Genomic DNA, 16,526 nt, shown 5'->3' with positions numbered 1-16,526 from the left:
TTTTTATACAAATGAAAACAGGAATAATGATGCTAATTCTGGAAAATGACAGCTTTTGACCTGTAAAAAGGAAGAAAATTAGTACCTGGCTTTGAGCTTGCTGACGTAGTTTTCGGAGATGCCCAGGTAGGATGCGATGTACTTTTGAGGTACTCTCGTGAGCAGTTCGCCTGACCGTATACGAAAGGCTTCCAGCTTTTGTGCCGCCGAAAGCGAACGCATGTCGCGGAGCAGCTCTTTGTGCATCAGCCACGACCGCTCGGCAATGGTCCGGCCGAGGCAGCAAATCTCCGGATACTGCCGGTACAGCTGGTAAAGATCCTCGCGCCGGATGTAATTAAGTGTGCAATCTTCCAGCGCTTCGATACTTTCCGAGGCAGGTACCTGCATCAGAAAGCTGGCTGCCGAGTGGAAGAATTCACGTTCTGCTGCAAACCATTCTGTTACTTCGCCGAAGTTTCCATCCTCGTTTTCACGCAGGTGGAACCCACGTACCAGGCCCACCTGCACAAACCAGAGCTTATCGCATATTTCACCATCTGCGAGCAGCAGCCTGCCCTTGGGCACACGAACCATTTTCAAAGCTTGCAGGAAACCGGCCGGTATGGCCGCATCGGCAGGGATCATGCCCGAAAAGGCACTTACAAATTCGCAGTGTTGCATTGTTACGGTGTGGTATAGTTGACAAATGCAAGATGCACAATTTACCCGGATCTTTCAGCGGTGCATTTCAGTCGTATGTAAACAAAGAAAGCCCGGCAAATGCCGGGCTTTCTACAATATGTAACAGCTGTATTACGCTTTAAACACTTCGTCCATTTTCTCACGGATCGTAAGCAGGCGCTTGCGATCGCCTCCGGGAACTTCGGCCGAGGCCCAGCCCGAGTAGCCGATCTTCTGCAATGCCTTGTTTACTTCCGACCAATTGCAGTCGCCTTCCATAAACTCCACATCAAAGCCTTTCCAGAGTCCCTGCTCATTTTGTTTTTTAAAGCTGAACTCTTTCAGGTCGAGCTTCAATATACGTTTGTCCAGCGCCTGAATCCAGGATACCGGCCAGCTGTAACGAAGCACATTGCCTACATCGAAATACCAGCCCACCATGGGGTGTTTGAAATCATCCACAAAACGCGCAGCTTCCAGCGGGCTCAGGAGAAACTGGTTCCAGACATTCTCAAAAGCAATTTTTACGCCTGTTTGTTCGGCTACCGGAAGCAGTTTCCGGATCTCCTTCTGCGAGCGCTCATAAGCTTCGGCATACGTCACATTGGCATTTACCACACCCGGCACAACCAGCACCGTGGTACCGCCATACTGTTTGGTGTCGCGCAATGCTTTTTCAATGGACTTTACACATTCTTCCCGCTTTTTGGGATCAGGATCGGAGAGTGGAAGCTTCCAGTGCATGGAGTTGACGGTACCCGGCAGTTCGAGGCCCGTTTTATCACGTGCAGCCAGTACTTCCTTCATATCCAGTACATCCGGGCAATCGAGCTCCACGCCGTCATAGCCCAGGTCTTTCAGGAGCTTGAATTTGTCCATGATCGACAAATCTTCCTTCACCATTCCCCATTTCAGGCTTTTCTTAACCATAGCGGCAGGGGCAGGTGCGGCGTGCAGGTCGGGCACGAACGAAGAAGCCACTGCCATGGCGGAGGTCGCCACGGCAGTGTTTTTCAAAAAGTCTCTTCTAAGCATAAGATCAGGAGAAAGCAGTAATACCAGGTTTGGCTACTTCTACTACCGGCGGCTTCATGTCAAAGCTGTAAGAATCCGGTCCGAGTCTCTCTGAAGAATTCATGGCATCTTCCCAGGTAATGCGTTTACCTGTATAGGCGGCCATTCTGCCCATGATGGCGATCAGCGTGCTGTGCGCCATAAACTCACCATCGTTAATCAGCTTGCCGCTGCGGATAGAAGCAAAAAGCTCGTTATGCTCAGTCTGGTACATATCATTGGACGGACCTTCGTATTTCCAAGGGTTGGCTCCGGTAATTTCGTGAACGTTACGCGCACAGTTTACCATGGCGCTTCCCTTGGTACCCAGTGTTTGTACCAGGTAGCTGTTTTCACAGTTAGCCTGCTGTCTTGAATGATGGAAACCTTTCACACCATTGTCGTAGTCATAAACAACTGCGAAGTGGTCAAAGATATTACCGAAAAGCGAATCGGTACGTACCTGGCGACCGCCTGTACCTACCACCGACACGGGCAGCTTGCCGCCCATCGCCCACGACATCATGTCGATACTGTGTACAGCCTGTTCCACGATATGGTCACCTGCCAGCCAGGTGTAGTATGTCCAGTTACGGAACACGTACTCGGCATCGGACCATCCTGCCACGCGCGGGAACGACCAGAGTGTACCGGTATCGTAGGTATTGTAAATAGCCGTAATATCTCCTACCGCACCGTCGAGGATTCTTGAGAAGCTCGCACGTTTCGGCTCATGGTAACGCCAGCAGAAGCCTGACATCAGGGAAAGATTTTTTTGCTTGGCGAGCTTGGCAGCATCGAGTACCTTGCGAACACCCGGAGCGTCTACCGCAACCGGCTTTTCGCAGAATACGTGCTTGCCTGCATTGATGGCAGCAGTAAGGTGCTCGGGACGGAAATGAGGAGGAGTTGCAAGCAAAACCACATCCACTCCGGAGTCAAGCACTTTTTTGTAAGCGTCAAATCCTATAAACTTGCGGCCTTCATCCACTGTAACCTTTTTACCGTGAACTTTGGTCAGGTTTTCGAGAGAAGAATCCATTTTGTCCTTAAAAATGTCCCCCATAGCCCACAGAACTACGTTAGGATCAGCTTTAAGAGCCTGGTTGGCAGCACCGGAACCACGTCCGCCGCAGCCGATCAAACCTACTTTGAGCGTTTCAGCGTTCACGCCTGCAAAGGCACGGTTTGGATTGAGGATAGCCACAGTAGGCAATGTGCTGCCGGCAAGTGCGACCCCAGCCAATTTTAAAACGTCTCTTCGAGAAGTACTCATTTTGATTAAGGATTAGGTGAAGATTAACCAACTAATGATGATGAATATATAAACCCCGGATCGGGCACAAAGTGCAATAAAGATAGCAAATCCTCCGATTTTTCTGCTAAGATAAGCCAAAAATTAGTTCTGCGTGCTCGTTAACACGCAAAAGTTTATGCCGGCTTTTTTTTGAATGATGTACATTTATATCCCGTTTCCGGCCAAGAACAGTGCCTTCCATGATCCACGACAACCTGCTCCTGATTATCTCTCTTTTGTTTGTTGTTTCCATGCTGACCATGCTCAGCGAGAAGCTTCGCATCTCCTACCCGATCTTCCTCGTCATCGCGGGGCTGGTCATCAGCTTTATACCCGGCGCGCCGCATATGCAGCTCGAACCCGACTGGGTTTTCCTCATTTTCCTGCCGCCACTGCTGTACGGAGCAGCCTGGAATACTTCGTGGACAGATTTCTGGAGAGCACGCCGCTCCATTATCCTGCTTGCCGTCGGGCTGGTGGTGTTTACAGCCAGTACGGTTGCATTTGTGTCATACATGATCATTCCCGGCTTCACATTGGCACTGGGCTTCCTGCTGGGAGGAATCATTTCGCCACCGGATGCCGTGGCAGCCACCTCGGTACTGCACGGCCTTAAAGTCCCTAAGCGCGTGGTCACGATCCTGGAAGGTGAAAGTCTGCTGAATGACGCTTCCTCCCTGATCGTCTTTCGCGTAGCACTGGCAACCGTACCTACCGGACACTTCATTTTCTGGCAGGCCGGCAAAGACTTCCTGGTGGTGTCGCTAATGGGAATCCTGATCGGCCTCGTGATTGCACATATCATGTACGTGGTACACCGTTTTTTTCCGACTACCCCCAGCATTGACACCGCACTGACGTTCATTGCGCCATACCTGATGTACATTTCGGCCGAGCACTTCCATTACTCGGGAGTACTGGCGGTGGTAAGCGGCGGCTTGTTCCTCAGCTTCCGTTCCCACGAAATATTTACCTACAACTCCCGCATGCAAACTACCTACGTGTGGGATACGGTCACCTACCTGCTCAATGGTATCGTATTTATTCTCATCGGGTTGCAACTGCAGGAAGTTACGAATGGACTGGGAAACTACTCTATCGCCGAGTCTATCGGCTACGGTGTGGTCATCAGCATTGTTTCCATTATCATCCGTATTATCTGGGTTTTTCCCGGAACCTACCTTCCCCGTATGCTTTCCCGGAAGGTAAAGGAAAAAGAACCTGCTCCCAGCTGGAGAGCCGTATTCATCGTGGCGTGGAGCGGTATGCGGGGCGTAGTCTCGCTGGCGTCGGCGCTGGCTATTCCGCTCACCCTGGGCCAGCATGCCTTTCCTGCGCGCGACCTGATCCTGTTTATCACTTTTGTGGTGATCCTGATTACCCTGGTAGCGCAAGGGCTCAGTCTGCCGCTGATCATACGGTGGCTGAAAGTAGAGGATGATGAAGATAATGTGAAGGAGCAGAATACGCAGATCAATCTTCAGCTGGCTACCGTGAGCCTGGACTATATGACCTCTGCCTACGACGGCGAGATCATCAACTTCCGGCCGTTTACCTCATTGAAGGAGCGGTATGAACGCATTGTCAATACTGCCGAAGCTAGGCTCCGTGACAATGATCCCGACATGCCCGCACTGGAACACGTGAGAACTTACCGGAAAATGCTGCTGGAAATTGTAAATGTTAAACGCATTGAACTTCAGAAACTCCGGCGGGAAAAGGACTTTCCCGACGAGCTGATCCGCTCCAAAGAGCGTGAACTTGACCTGGAAGAAGCCAGGCTCCGTGATTCACCTTAATCCCACGCTACCTCGATCACCGAGTCGCGCAGGTCGATGGTTGTAAACTTTTCGCCATTTTGCCTTTTCAGCGAGATTTTGCCGTTTTGTACCTTGGCTACCTGCTGTGACATCACGTCCTTCTGGTTCTTTTTACGGTAAATCGCCACCATAGGTTCGCTGCTACCTACTTCCACCTCGCATGCCCGGCCTGCCGACCGGATCAGCTTGCCATTTTCGGGCAGGTAGGGAGCTTTTGCCAGCGCCAGCGCACGGGAAGCCTGCGGCACACCGTATCCTACGAAATTGTTTCCATAAGGGTATAAATGGGAAGATTTTTCGATCAGGCTGAGGAGTTCCTTGTTGGTAAGAGAAGGATTAGCTTGCAGCAAACAAGCCGCAAAGCCCGTGATGACAGGAGCCGACAGGGATGTACCGTACAGCGAATAGCAGGAAACATTGGGCTTGACATAGTTCAAAAATTCGGGTCCCACGCTGCTGTAACCAATACGGTTCCAAAGTTTTCCGTTGGTGGCCCCTACCGAGAGCACGCCTCTCGCATCGGCAGGTGCTGACACGATCCCCCAGCTCTTGTCATCTCCTTCATTGCCAGCAGAAACAATCAGCATAATGCCCTTTTTGTCCGAAGCAATCTGTGCGGCGCGGGTTATTGCGCTTGTTTTTCCGTCCATTTGAGAGGGCGTGTAATTCTCTTTCGGGTCCGAAAAGCCTTTGGCGTAGCCCAGCGAAGTATTAATCAGGCGTACACCCAGACTGTCCATCCACTCCATTGCCGCAATCCAATTGTCTTCTTCTCCCCGGTACTCACGCAGCGAATAATCTGTACGGGCAAGATAAAAACTCGCATTTGTAGCCATCCCGTACTGGATCTGATCCTGAAAATCAATACCTGAAATGGCCGCAAGTACCTCGGTACCATGCATATCTGAGAAAGATTCTGCCGTACTGAAAAGCAGGTCTCCCGGCCGGCCGCGCTTTACGTAGTCACGGATGCCGAGTATGCGGTTGTTTTTAAAAACCTGTGAAAGCGAAAGAGAAGAGTCAGCACCATAAAAACCTGCATCAATGACGCCGATAATTACATTTTTAGCTGTAATACCTTCTTTCAGAAATGCGTCAGCCTGTACCTGGGACATCACGGGCGCCATCTGCGCCTTTTCAACGGGCTGGGTACGGGCAATGTAAAATCCAGGATCAATGGGAACAATGTCGCTTACAAAGTCGAGCTGCTTCACGCGCTCCACCTGCTCGCCCGTCAGGGTTGCCGATACCGCATTCAGCCACCTGGAGCGGTTGAGTATTTTCACCGACTGCCCTTTTAATACTGCCTCAAACGCCGGATTCACGGGCAGGTCGGTATCTTCCTGCTGCGCCAGGCCCAGTTTTTCCCTGTTCTCCAAAGTGAGCCTGGATACGGCCGGGGCGGCATTCAGGTCCTTGCTTTTGAGATAAATCCAGTATTTGGTACTGCCGAATGTGAAAGCAGGCGATAGCAGCAGCGCGAGCAGGAAAAGTCTTTTCATGAATGGCTTTTGGTTAGGTTTGCCCTAAAAAAATAAGGTTTGATGAATGTACAATGCTCCTAAAATATCAAAGACGGTTGACATTATGTCCACCGCTTCCCATAATTTTCAAATAAGATAAACGTAATTTTACAAAATAAATTAGCAGTTACAAATTATATAGCTATGCGGTACGCTCCCATTGACAAGGCACTTTTTATTGAAAACCGCGCCCGCCTTGTCGCGCTTCTGAAGCCCGGATCTCTGGTTATCCTCCATGCAAACGACATCATGCCAACCAGTGCCGATGGCAGTATGGGGTTCAGGCAGAATCCCGATCTTTTTTACCTGACGGGCGTAGACCAGGAAGAAACCATGCTCGTACTTTGCCCCCAGCATCCCGACCCTAAGTTGCGTGAGGTGCTGTTTGTACGTGAAACCAATGATCTGATTGCGATATGGGAAGGTGAAAAGCTCACCAAAGCGCAGGCCACGGAAGTATCGGGTATCCAGAGCATTTTCTGGACGCACCAGTTCGAAAATGTCTTCCGCAATATCGTTTTTCAAAGTGAGCAGGTTTACCTCAATACGAATGAACATACCCGCAAAGATTCGCCTGTTGAAACCCGTGAAAGCCGCTTTTTAACAGAATTTAAAATCAAATACCCGCTGCATACGCTACTTAGGCTCGCGCCGCTCATGCATGCACTGCGGGCGATCAAGCAGCCAGCCGAAATTGCACTGCTGCAAAAAGCCTGCGATATCACAGGTCAGGGTTTTGAACGTCTGTTGAAGTTTGTAAAACCGGGCGTGCAGGAGTTTGAGGTGGAGGCCGAGCTTTTGCACGAGTTTGTCCGCAATAGATCGAGGGGATTTGCCTACCAGCCGATCATTGCATCGGGTGCCAATGCTTGCGTGCTGCATTATATCCAGAATGACCGTACCTGTGAGGCTGGCGACGTGCTGCTCCTTGACGTGGCAGCTGAATATGCCAATTACGGGGCCGACCTGAGCCGGAGCATTCCGGTGAGCGGGCGATTCACACCGCGCCAGCGGGAAGTATATGATGCGGTACTGCGTGTTTTTAAAGCAGCGAAAGGAATGCTGGTGGCGGGCAATCTCTGGGACGAATATCATCAGGAAGTTGGCAGGATCATGGAAAATGAGCTGATCGGCCTTCAACTGATAACCAGGGAAGATATTGAAAAACAAGACCCGGAACGGCCTGCCTACCAAAAGTATTTTCCGCACGGTACCTCGCATTTCCTGGGCCTCGACATTCACGATGTTGGTAACAAGTACCGCCGCTTTGAGGCGGGTATGGTATTTACCTGCGAGCCGGGTATTTATATCCGGGAAGAAAAACTGGGTATCCGTCTGGAAAATGACATTCTGATCACCGCTGACGGCAATATTGACCTGATGGCGAATATACCGATCGAAGCGGAGGAAATTGAAGAACTGATGCATCGTTAAGCCGGAATATCATCATCAAATTGCTCCGTGGGGAAGGAATCCTTTTCCATTTTTGTTAGTTAAATTGAAGTAATAACCCTAACCAGGAAGAGCCTCGGCTCCGCACAGACAGTAGAACTGCTATGTCAGACCTTGTCAAAGAAAAGCTCCGGGAAATAATCACCCGGCACATATCACCATCAGAAGAAGCCTGGCTATTGCAAAAAGCGGTAGCGCCCCCGCTGGAACTGATGACCGCATTTGTATCCTGCCCGCGATTTTTGCCCAAAAGAATTGTCGCCCCCGAAGAGGCAGATGAATGGACGCTCAGCACAGAAGTACCCGGATTTTCAATTACAGGATGGTCGTTGGTACGGCTTGCCCGGGTATGGCTTCTCACCCAGCTTGACCCTTCGGACAAGGAAGTGTATGTCCATCACATTGAAACCCTGTTTGACACGGCGGAAATGAATGAGCTTGTAGCGCTCTACTCAGCACTGCCCTTGCTCTCCTACCCCGAGCAGTGGCTGTTCAGGGCCACGGACGCGGTACGTTCCAACATGGGATTCGTGTTTGATGCGATTGCACTGCACAATCCTTATCCTGAAAAGTATTTCAGTGAACTTGCCTGGAACCAGCTGGTTTTGAAAACCATCTTCAACGACAAGCCCGTGTACCTGATTGAAGGTCTTGAAAACCGCGCCAATGAAAAGCTTGCCCTGACCCTGTCGGATTTTGCGCATGAACGTTGGGCAGCAGGCCGGTCTGTACCTCCCGGTGTGTGGAAGCTCACCAGCAAGTTTATGAACACCACGCTGCTCGGAGATATGCAGTACCTGTTTGAGTCGGGCCGGCCGGAAGACCGGCAGGCGGCGGCACTCGTATGCCATGAAGCCACATTTCCGTCGGCCAACTACCTGCTGGCGAAATATAGTGATCTCGAAAAATCTGTAAAATCCGGCCAGCTTACCTGGGCTGATCTTGAACATTGAAAATGCTGAATTATGTGCATTAACCATAACGAAACCACCACCAATCCCTCGCATTTTGAAGAAAGCGAGCAGGCAGCTGCGCCAGCCACGCATCAGGATATTGCCTGGAATGATTACCGTGAGCTGATCAAAGGCATGCGCTTTTTCGATCCGCATATCCATATGGTATCGCGTACTACGGATGATTACCAGGCCATGCACCAGGCAGGGATCGTGGCATTGATCGAGCCGGCCTTCTGGGTTGGTCAGCCGCGCACGGGATTGTCCAGCTTCAAAGATTACTACAGCAGCCTGGTGGGATGGGAAAGGTTCCGGTCTTCACAGTTTGGCATCAAACATTACTGTACCATGGGCCTCAACTCCCGGGAAGCCAACAACGAGCAGCTGGCAGAGCAGGTAATGGAAATACTGCCGCTTTACATTTATAAAGAAGGCGTGGTAGGGATCGGCGAAATCGGCTTCGACGACCAGACAGCCGCTGAGGAAAAATACTACCGCCTGCAACTCGAACTCGCCAAGGAAGCCAGGCTGCCCGTGCAGATCCACACCCCCCATCGCGACAAGAAGAAAGGTACCGAGCGCAGCATGGCTATTGCTATCGAGCATGGGATCGATCCTTCGTGGGTGATTGTGGACCATAATAATGAAGAGACCGTCAAGAGCGTGCTGGATAAGGGATTCTGGGCTGCATTTACCATTTATCCGTTTACTAAAATGGGTAATGAAAGGATGGTGAAAGTAGTGGAACAGTACGGTCCTGAGCGGATTATGATCAACTCTGCTGCCGACTGGGGCATCTCTGATCCGCTGGCAATCCCGAAAACCGCGGCATTGATGAAAATGCGCGGCATTTCGGACGAGGCGATTAAACTGGTAACCTATACCAATGCCATTGAAGCTTTCGGTAAAAGCGGGCAGATCGACGTGGCGGATTTTGAATCGGGCTTTTCGATAGACCAGTCTGAAAAATTCTATGGTAACAGTATTCTGAGGGGAGGACAGCAGCCTTCTCCGGTTAAGGAATCCATTTTGATCCGTTAAAGTGGGCAGCATCAAACCATACCTTCAGCTTACACGGCCTGCCAACCTGGTCACAGCGGTCTCCGACATTCTGGCCGGGCTTGCCATCGCCCAATTTACCTTTTCAGACTTCAACCCGGCACTGCTGGTACTGTCCACACTTGGCCTTTACGGGGGCGGGGTGGTCATGAACGATGTGTTCGATGCCCGGCTTGATGCGGTAGAGCGGCCCGAGCGGCCCATACCCAGCGGCAGGGTTCCGCTGCCATCAGCAGCTACCATGGGCATTGTGCTGCTCCTCGCCGGCATTGGTGCGGCAGCCCTGTTCAGTATCAACAGTGGTATGATCGCGGTGGTAGTAGCCATGCTGACGATCCTTTACAACCGTTTTGCCAAACACCATGTGTTCCTGGGCCCGCTTACGATGGGCCTCTGCCGGGGCGGCAACCTGATCCTCGGCATGAGCGCCGTACCCGAGTCTTTTGACCGGTACGGATGGATCGCACTCCTGCCTATTGCATACATTTTTGCAATCACCCTCATCAGCCAGGATGAAGTACACGGCGGCAAGCGCCGGACGCTTTACATTGCTGCATTGCTGTACCTGCTGGTGCTTATCAGCCAGCTCCTGATTGCCCACGGGTTGGGTAACCTGCTGTTTGCACTGCCTTTTGTACTGTTACATGCCTGGCTGATCGGCCGCCCCCTTTGGAATGCAGTACAAAACCCCATCGGTCCGCTGATCGGAAAAGCTGTGAAAGCAGGGGTGATCTCGCTGATCGTGATGAATGCATCGTGGTGCATGGCATTCGGGTACTGGCCGCTGGCTTTTGCGGTACTGGCCCTGCTTCCACTCTCTATCGGATTAGGAAAGGCATTTGCGGTTACATAGCAGATTGATATACCACATTATAATGGTTTTTTAAGGTAAAAAAGTCATATACAAAGTCATATAGAAGTAAATTTGATCTGAGCAAGGCTGTCTCAGCGTAGCTCGTTTCAACGTTTCATTTTTTGGTAAACCTGTGAAGTAGATTTCGATGCAGACGATAGAGCAAACCTTCCAAGTACAATACAGTTATGCTGTGTATTTCACCCAGCATTTATTCTCCCTTTCCAACCCCCTGCTTCAGCAATTTTTTGAAAAAACAAATACGGAAACCGGCTTCCAGCGCAAGGCGCTCGTAGTGGTGGACGAAGGCTTTTCAGAACATCATCCTGAACTGGGACGGGAGCTTTCCCAGTATTTTGCAACATTGATCCCCCACATACAGCTGGCCCCCGAGATCATCACTGTTCCGGGCGGAGAGGCGTGCAAAAACGATGTTGCACAGTTTGACAAACTGGTGAAAGCTGTGGACGTGTTCGGCATTGACAGGCATTCCTTTGTAATCGGTATCGGCGGTGGTGCCTTGCTGGACCTGGTGGGTTATGCCGCGGCCGTATCGCACCGGGGCATTAAGCTGATCCGGATTCCGACTACCGTACTTTCGCAGAACGATTCCGGTGTAGGGGTGAAAAACAGCATTAACTACAAGGGTAAAAAGAACTTCCTGGGCACATTTGCGCCACCGGTGGCGGTGTTCAACGATCTTACCTTTCTGCGCTCCCTCGACGACCGTGACTGGCGGAGCGGCATTGCAGAGGCGATCAAGGTAGCGCTGATCAAGGATGCCGCTTTTTTTGAATGGATTGAAGAGCATACTGCAGCACTCGCAGGCCGTGACGAGGAGGCGATGGCCTACCTCATTCACCGCTGTGCCGAAATGCACACAGACCATATTGCGGGTGGTGATCCGTTTGAATTCGGTTCTTCCCGCCCGCTCGATTTCGGGCACTGGGCTGCTCACAAGCTGGAATACCTGACCAACTTTGAGGTACGTCATGGCGAGGCAGTGGCGATCGGCATTGCACTGGATTGTGTATATGCATCAAAAATCAACATGCTTCCGGAAGCCGGTTTGCAGCGCATCCTGGATGTTCTTGCCAGGCTGGGTTTTGAGCTTTACCATCCAAGACTGTCAGAAAACGATAAAATTAACCTCAGAAACGGTATTCAGGAGTTCAGAGAGCACCTGGGTGGCCAGCTTACCATTATGTTACTGGAAAAGATCGGTAAGGGAGTAGAGGTTCACGAGCTCGATACAGAGGTGATCGCTCAGGCCGTGGACTATCTTGAAACACTACCCCAGCTGACAGAATCCCGCATTCTTCATTAAAAAAACCGCACGCACCCTGCTAGGCGCGCTCCTGAACCCCTTATGAACACCGAGTACGGACATTTAACTTACTGCAGCAACATTCACCCGGGTCAGAGCTGGGCTGAACATTTCCAGAGCCTGCAGGACAATATTCCTTTTATCCGCGAGCAGCTGGCGCCCGGCAAACCCTTTGCGCTGGGCCTGCGCGTGGCTAATGAAGCTTCCCTGGAACTTTCCCGGCCGGCAGTGATGGATGCATTCAAAACATGGCTCGCCGCCCAGAATGTGTATGTATTCGTAATCAATGGTTTTCCGTACGGAGGCTTTCACAATACGGTGGTTAAGGACGATGTGCATACGCCCGACTGGACTACCCGCGACCGGCTCCAATATACCATCAGGCTTTTCAGGATTTTATCTGAACTGCTTCCCGAAGGAATGCATGGTGGCGTTTCAACACCCCCGCTGTCCTACCGGCTGTGGTGGAATACGCCCGCAGAGCGGGAAGAAGCAGAAGGTGCCGCCATGTCGCATATCATGGAATTGCTGGACGAGCTGATTTCCATTGAAAAAGAGAAGGGGCAGCTCATGCACCTCGACATTGAACCCGAACCCGACGGCCTGCTGGACAACATTGGTGAGTTTATTACCTGGTATCGCAAGACCTTGCTGCCCGTAGCTACCGCCTACCTGACAGAAAAGTACGGCGTTTCGGAAGATGCAGCCAGGGAGCTGATCTTTAAACATATTCAGCTCTGCTACGACATATGCCACGCTGCGGTAGGCTACGAAGATCCGGAAACACTGATACAGGAGCTGGAAGAAACGGGCATTCAGGTAGGACGCATTCAGGTGAGCTCTGCCTTGCGCGTGGATTTTTCTTCGGAAAAAGAAATCAAACGCAAGGCTATTGAAACCTTTAACGAACCTGTGTACCTGCACCAGGTAGTGGCCCGTGAGCATGATGGTTCCACTACGCACTACCCGGATCTTAACGAAGCCCTGGAAGGGTGGAGTGAAGACCAGCAGGAGTGGCGGGTGCATTTCCATGTGCCGCTTTTTATACAATCCTACGGGGTACTCGACTCTACACAAGGTGATATTGTTAAAACATTGGCACTGCAGAAGCAGAAGCCTTTTTCAGCCTACATGGAGGTGGAAACCTATACCTGGGGTGTGCTGCCCGAAGACATTCAAAAACCGATTGGGGAATCTATCGTAAGAGAGCTTCAATGGGTAGAGCAAATTCTGAATCATGAATAAAACCGTAGTCATAGACATTGTTGCCCTGAGTGCAAACCTGATCGGCGAGCATACACCTTTTTTGGCTGAATATGTAAAAAAGAGACATCTTACACCCGTGAGGCCGGTATTGCCCGCTGTAACTACTACTGCGCAAAGTGTATACGTAACCGGCACCTGGCCTTCCAAAAACGGCATCGTCGGCAATGGATGGTACGACCGGGACGATGCGGAAGTGAAGTTCTGGAAGCAGTCCAACAAGCTGGTGCAGGGTGAAAAAATCTGGGATGCTGCGCGCAAGGTGGACGCGTCCTTTACGGTTTCCAAGATGTTCTGGTGGTATAATATGTACTCCTCAGCCGACTACTCGGTTACGCCCCGGCCGCAGTACCATGCCGATGGCGTAAAAGCGCCTGATTGCTATGCATATCCGGCTACTTTGCGGGACGAGCTGCAAAAGGAACTCGGGCAGTTTCCATTGTTCAGCTTCTGGGGACCCAATGCAAATATCAAGTCTACCAAATGGATTGCGGATGCTTCTGTTTGGGTGGACAAAAAACATGACCCTACCCTTACGCTGATTTACCTGCCGCACCTGGATTACTGCCTGCAAAAGTTCGGTCCGGACTTCTCTAATATTTCCAAGGAGTTGAACGAAGTTGATACGGTTGTGGCTGATCTGGTGAAATATTATGAATCCAAAAATGCGAAGATCATTCTGCTATCGGAGTACGGGATCAATCCGGTGAGTAACCCGATTCATATCAACCGTATTTTAAGGAATGAAGGACTGATATCCGTCCGTACGGAACGGTGGTACGAGTTGCTGGATGCAGGCGCTTCAAAAGCATTTGCCGCTGCCGATCACCAGATTGCCCATATTTACCTGAATGATCCAACTGTAAAACAGCAGGTGATCAAAGCATTGCAGAATACCCCGGGCATTGACCTGATCCTGGATCGTGAAGCTCAAAAAGAATACCACATTGAGCATGAACGCGCAGGCGACATCGTGGTGGTAGCCAAACCCGACAGCTGGTTTACCTATTACTACTGGCTGGATGATGAGAAAGCACCTGATTATGCGCATCTGGTAGACATTCACCGCAAGCCGGGATACGACCCGGTAGAAATGTTTATGGACCCCAAAAATCCATTGATCAAGGTAAGGGCAGGCTATAAGCTGGCCCGCAAGCTGCTCGGCTTCCGCTACCTGATGGACGTCATTCCGCTGGATGCGACACTGGTTAAAGGATCGCACGGCAGTCCTAACGTTCCAAAACAATACTACCCCATTTGTATCACCGATACGCCGGCGGAGAAATCCGAGCTTCTCGGGCCGGATGTTTATGATGTAATTTGGAAACATCTGGTGTAGAAAACCCAGGCGCTCATTCTATATTTGCCGGAAAATCATTCCGGCCTGCGCATGATTGCTCCGGCCTGCCATTCAACAAAATCAAAGAAAATGTCCAAGGTACTCATCATTGGAGCGGGAGGTGTAGGCAGCGTGGTTGCGCACAAATGCGCCATGAACAGTCATGTTTTCACAGAAATCATGCTGGCCAGCCGTACACAGGCTAAATGTGATAAAATCGCAGCCGAAATCAAGGAAATGCACGGTGTAACCATTCAGACTGCCCGTGTGGATGCAGATATTGTATCGGAGACTGTCCTGCTCATCAAACGTTTTCAGCCTAAAATGCTGATTAACGTAGCGCTGCCTTACCAGGATCTTACCATTATGGAAGCCTGCCTGGCGACGGGCGTACATTACCTGGATACCGCCAATTACGAGCCCAAAGATGTGGCCAAGTTTGAGTACAGCTGGCAATGGGCCTACCAGGAACGTTTCAAAGAGGCCGGCCTGATGGCAGTACTCGGCTGTGGGTTTGACCCGGGTGTTACGCAGGTATTTACAGCTTATGCAAACAAGCACCATTTCGACGAGCTGCATTATCTGGATATCATTGACTGTAATGCAGGTGATCATGGCAAGGCATTTGCCACGAACTTCAATCCTGAGATCAACATACGCGAAATTACCCAGCCTGGCCGCTACTGGGAAAACGGTGAGTGGATCGAGATTCCTGCCATGTCCGTGCATAAGCCGATTGACTACCCGGGCATTGGTCCCAAGGAAAGTTATGTGCTCTACCACGAAGAGCTCGAATCGCTGGTTAAAAATTTCCCTACCCTGAAACGCGCACGCTTCTGGATGACCTTCGGGCAGGCTTACATTACCCACCTGAATGTGCTTGAAAATGTGGGCATGACCAGCATCAAGCCAATCAAATTCCAGGGACAGGATATTGTACCGCTTGAATTCCTGAAAGCAGTACTGCCTGCACCGGACAGCCTGGGAGAAAATTATTCAGGACAAACCTCCATCGGCTGCCAGATCAAGGGTATCAAGGATGGTGAGGATAAAACATATTATGTATGGAACAACTGCGACCATGCAGCATGCTACCGTGAAGTACGTGCGCAGGCCGTAAGCTACACAACCGGCGTACCGGCCATGATCGGTGCTATGCTGATGCTCACCAACGAAGAATGGATGAAGCCGGGCGTTTACAACGTGGAAGAGCTGAACCCTGATCCGTTTATGGAACTACTCAATGTTCACGGATTACCCTGGAACGAGCAGGTAAATGTGGAGTTACCGCATGAGTATTGATATTAAAAGCAAAAAGCGGCCGGATGGCCGCTTTTTGCTTTTATAATGTATTAATCACCTGCTGTACCCTCTTCTGTCACCCTGAGCGCAGTCGAAGGGGGGGGAACTAGCGATCATGTTACTTTATAGATTTTTTTGCACCAGGGTTGGCTCGAAAAGCATTTTAGCTGCCGCGTCTGCCCTTCGACTGCGCTCAGGGTGACAGAAGAGGGGTGACAGCTCAGGGTGATAAAAGAGGGAGAGGAATGTTATTCAAAATTGTAAACCTACCTACCCTTCCATCGTAATCACCGCCCGTGTACATACGCCTCCTACCGGCGGGTTGAACTTGGATACTCTCACCGTAATCGTTGCCACGAGCGGGTAATGCTCACGGATACGCTCAATGACGGTAAATCCGATATGTTCCAGCAACTTGGCAGGCTCCTGCATGACTTTGGAGGCAATCTGATAGATCGTCTCGTAATTCACGGTTTCACTCAGCCTGTCGTGCTGTGCTGCTTTGATAAAATCAGTGGTAATGGTAATATCGAGCGCGTACTTATTGCCGATACGCTGCTCTTCCGGATAATAGCCGTGGTATGCAAAAAATTCCAGTCCTTCAAGGCTGATCGTTCCCAAA

14 protein-coding genes are annotated in these 16,526 nt (G+C 50.8%); 9 read left to right on the top strand and 5 right to left on the bottom strand.

The window, feature by feature from the left end:
- Positions 1-78: 78 nt before the first annotated feature.
- The 3 genes from HWI92_RS23365 to HWI92_RS23355 form a co-directional block, all read right to left on the bottom strand.
- Positions 79-663, bottom strand: a complete 585-nt coding sequence (locus HWI92_RS23365) for a Crp/Fnr family transcriptional regulator (protein WP_204659823.1) — start codon at positions 661-663, stop codon at positions 79-81.
- A gap of 132 nt (positions 664-795) precedes the next feature.
- Entirely contained in the window at positions 796-1,698 is a 903-nt protein-coding gene (locus HWI92_RS23360) for a TIM barrel protein (RefSeq protein WP_204659821.1), read from the bottom strand.
- Positions 1,699-1,702: 4 nt separating this feature from the next.
- Positions 1,703-2,992 (bottom strand): Gfo/Idh/MocA family protein, encoded by a 1,290-nt coding sequence (locus HWI92_RS23355; protein WP_229248520.1) that lies wholly within the window; start codon positions 2,990-2,992, stop codon positions 1,703-1,705.
- A gap of 221 nt (positions 2,993-3,213) precedes the next feature.
- Here HWI92_RS23355 and HWI92_RS23350 point away from each other — a divergent pair, with 221 nt between their 5' ends.
- Entirely contained in the window at positions 3,214-4,812 is a 1,599-nt protein-coding gene (locus HWI92_RS23350; RefSeq protein WP_204659819.1) for a Na+/H+ antiporter, read from the top strand.
- Here the strand turns inward: HWI92_RS23350 and HWI92_RS23345 are convergent.
- Positions 4,809-6,335 (bottom strand): S8 family serine peptidase, encoded by a 1,527-nt coding sequence (locus HWI92_RS23345; protein WP_204659817.1) that lies wholly within the window; start codon positions 6,333-6,335, stop codon positions 4,809-4,811. The genes HWI92_RS23350 and HWI92_RS23345 overlap by 4 nt on opposite strands.
- Before the next feature lie 165 nt (positions 6,336-6,500).
- On the opposite strand from HWI92_RS23345, the gene HWI92_RS23340 reads away from it, so the two are divergent.
- From HWI92_RS23340 to HWI92_RS23305, 8 genes are all read left to right on the top strand, one after another.
- The gene (locus HWI92_RS23340) at positions 6,501-7,790 is read left to right on the top strand and encodes an aminopeptidase P family protein (protein ID WP_204659815.1); all 1,290 of its coding nucleotides are present in this window, start codon (positions 6,501-6,503) and stop codon (positions 7,788-7,790) included.
- 122 nt (positions 7,791-7,912) lie between these two features.
- The gene (locus HWI92_RS23335; RefSeq protein WP_204659813.1) at positions 7,913-8,761 is read left to right on the top strand and encodes an EboA domain-containing protein; all 849 of its coding nucleotides are present in this window, start codon (positions 7,913-7,915) and stop codon (positions 8,759-8,761) included.
- A 12-nt stretch (positions 8,762-8,773) separates the two neighbouring features.
- Positions 8,774-9,802, top strand: a complete 1,029-nt coding sequence (locus tag HWI92_RS23330) for a TatD family hydrolase (protein ID WP_204659811.1) — start codon at positions 8,774-8,776, stop codon at positions 9,800-9,802.
- Position 9,803: 1 nt separating this feature from the next.
- Entirely contained in the window at positions 9,804-10,673 is an 870-nt protein-coding gene (gene eboC / locus HWI92_RS23325; protein ID WP_204659809.1) for a UbiA-like protein EboC, read from the top strand.
- A 148-nt stretch (positions 10,674-10,821) separates the two neighbouring features.
- Positions 10,822-12,000, top strand: coding sequence for a 3-dehydroquinate synthase (locus tag HWI92_RS23320; RefSeq protein WP_204659807.1), 1,179 nt, complete (start codon positions 10,822-10,824; stop codon positions 11,998-12,000).
- A gap of 42 nt (positions 12,001-12,042) precedes the next feature.
- Entirely contained in the window at positions 12,043-13,245 is a 1,203-nt protein-coding gene (gene eboE, locus HWI92_RS23315; RefSeq protein ID WP_204659805.1) for a metabolite traffic protein EboE, read from the top strand.
- On the top strand, positions 13,238-14,602 hold the full coding sequence (locus HWI92_RS23310) for an alkaline phosphatase family protein (protein ID WP_204659803.1): 1,365 nt from the start codon (positions 13,238-13,240) through the stop codon (positions 14,600-14,602). Before eboE ends, HWI92_RS23310 begins: the two co-directional genes overlap by 8 nt.
- Positions 14,603-14,692: 90 nt before the next feature.
- Positions 14,693-15,904, top strand: a complete 1,212-nt coding sequence (locus HWI92_RS23305) for a saccharopine dehydrogenase family protein (RefSeq protein WP_204659801.1) — start codon at positions 14,693-14,695, stop codon at positions 15,902-15,904.
- A gap of 270 nt (positions 15,905-16,174) precedes the next feature.
- Here the strand turns inward: HWI92_RS23305 and folB are convergent, their stop codons facing one another.
- Positions 16,175-16,525 (bottom strand): dihydroneopterin aldolase, encoded by a 351-nt coding sequence (gene folB, locus HWI92_RS23300; RefSeq protein WP_204659799.1) that lies wholly within the window; start codon positions 16,523-16,525, stop codon positions 16,175-16,177.
- Position 16,526 lies beyond the last annotated feature (1 nt).

The organism is Dyadobacter sandarakinus (assembly GCF_016894445.1).
GTDB classification, from domain to species: Bacteria; Bacteroidota; Bacteroidia; order Cytophagales; family Spirosomataceae; genus Dyadobacter; species Dyadobacter sandarakinus.
The sequence above is the reverse complement of the archived record's forward strand: the minus strand, read 5'-3'. Positions and strand labels throughout refer to the sequence as shown.

Bases quoted from the DNA above. Each gene is read 5' to 3' on its own strand.
- HWI92_RS23365 (WP_204659823.1), bottom strand. From the start codon at position 663: ATGCAACACTGCGAATTTGTAAGTGCCTTTTCGGGCATGATCCCTGCC.
- HWI92_RS23360 (WP_204659821.1), bottom strand. From the start codon at position 1,698: ATGCTTAGAAGAGACTTTTTGAAAAACACTGCCGTGGCGACCTCCGCC.
- HWI92_RS23355 (WP_229248520.1), bottom strand. From the start codon at position 2,992: ATGAGTACTTCTCGAAGAGACGTTTTAAAATTGGCTGGGGTCGCACTT.
- HWI92_RS23350 (WP_204659819.1), top strand. From the start codon at position 3,214: ATGATCCACGACAACCTGCTCCTGATTATCTCTCTTTTGTTTGTTGTT.
- HWI92_RS23345 (WP_204659817.1), bottom strand. From the start codon at position 6,335: ATGAAAAGACTTTTCCTGCTCGCGCTGCTGCTATCGCCTGCTTTCACA.
- HWI92_RS23340 (WP_204659815.1), top strand. From the start codon at position 6,501: ATGCGGTACGCTCCCATTGACAAGGCACTTTTTATTGAAAACCGCGCC.
- HWI92_RS23335 (WP_204659813.1), top strand. From the start codon at position 7,913: ATGTCAGACCTTGTCAAAGAAAAGCTCCGGGAAATAATCACCCGGCAC.
- HWI92_RS23330 (WP_204659811.1), top strand. From the start codon at position 8,774: ATGTGCATTAACCATAACGAAACCACCACCAATCCCTCGCATTTTGAA.
- HWI92_RS23320 (WP_204659807.1), top strand. From the start codon at position 10,822: ATGCAGACGATAGAGCAAACCTTCCAAGTACAATACAGTTATGCTGTG.
- eboE (WP_204659805.1), top strand. From the start codon at position 12,043: ATGAACACCGAGTACGGACATTTAACTTACTGCAGCAACATTCACCCG.
- HWI92_RS23310 (WP_204659803.1), top strand. From the start codon at position 13,238: ATGAATAAAACCGTAGTCATAGACATTGTTGCCCTGAGTGCAAACCTG.
- HWI92_RS23305 (WP_204659801.1), top strand. From the start codon at position 14,693: ATGTCCAAGGTACTCATCATTGGAGCGGGAGGTGTAGGCAGCGTGGTT.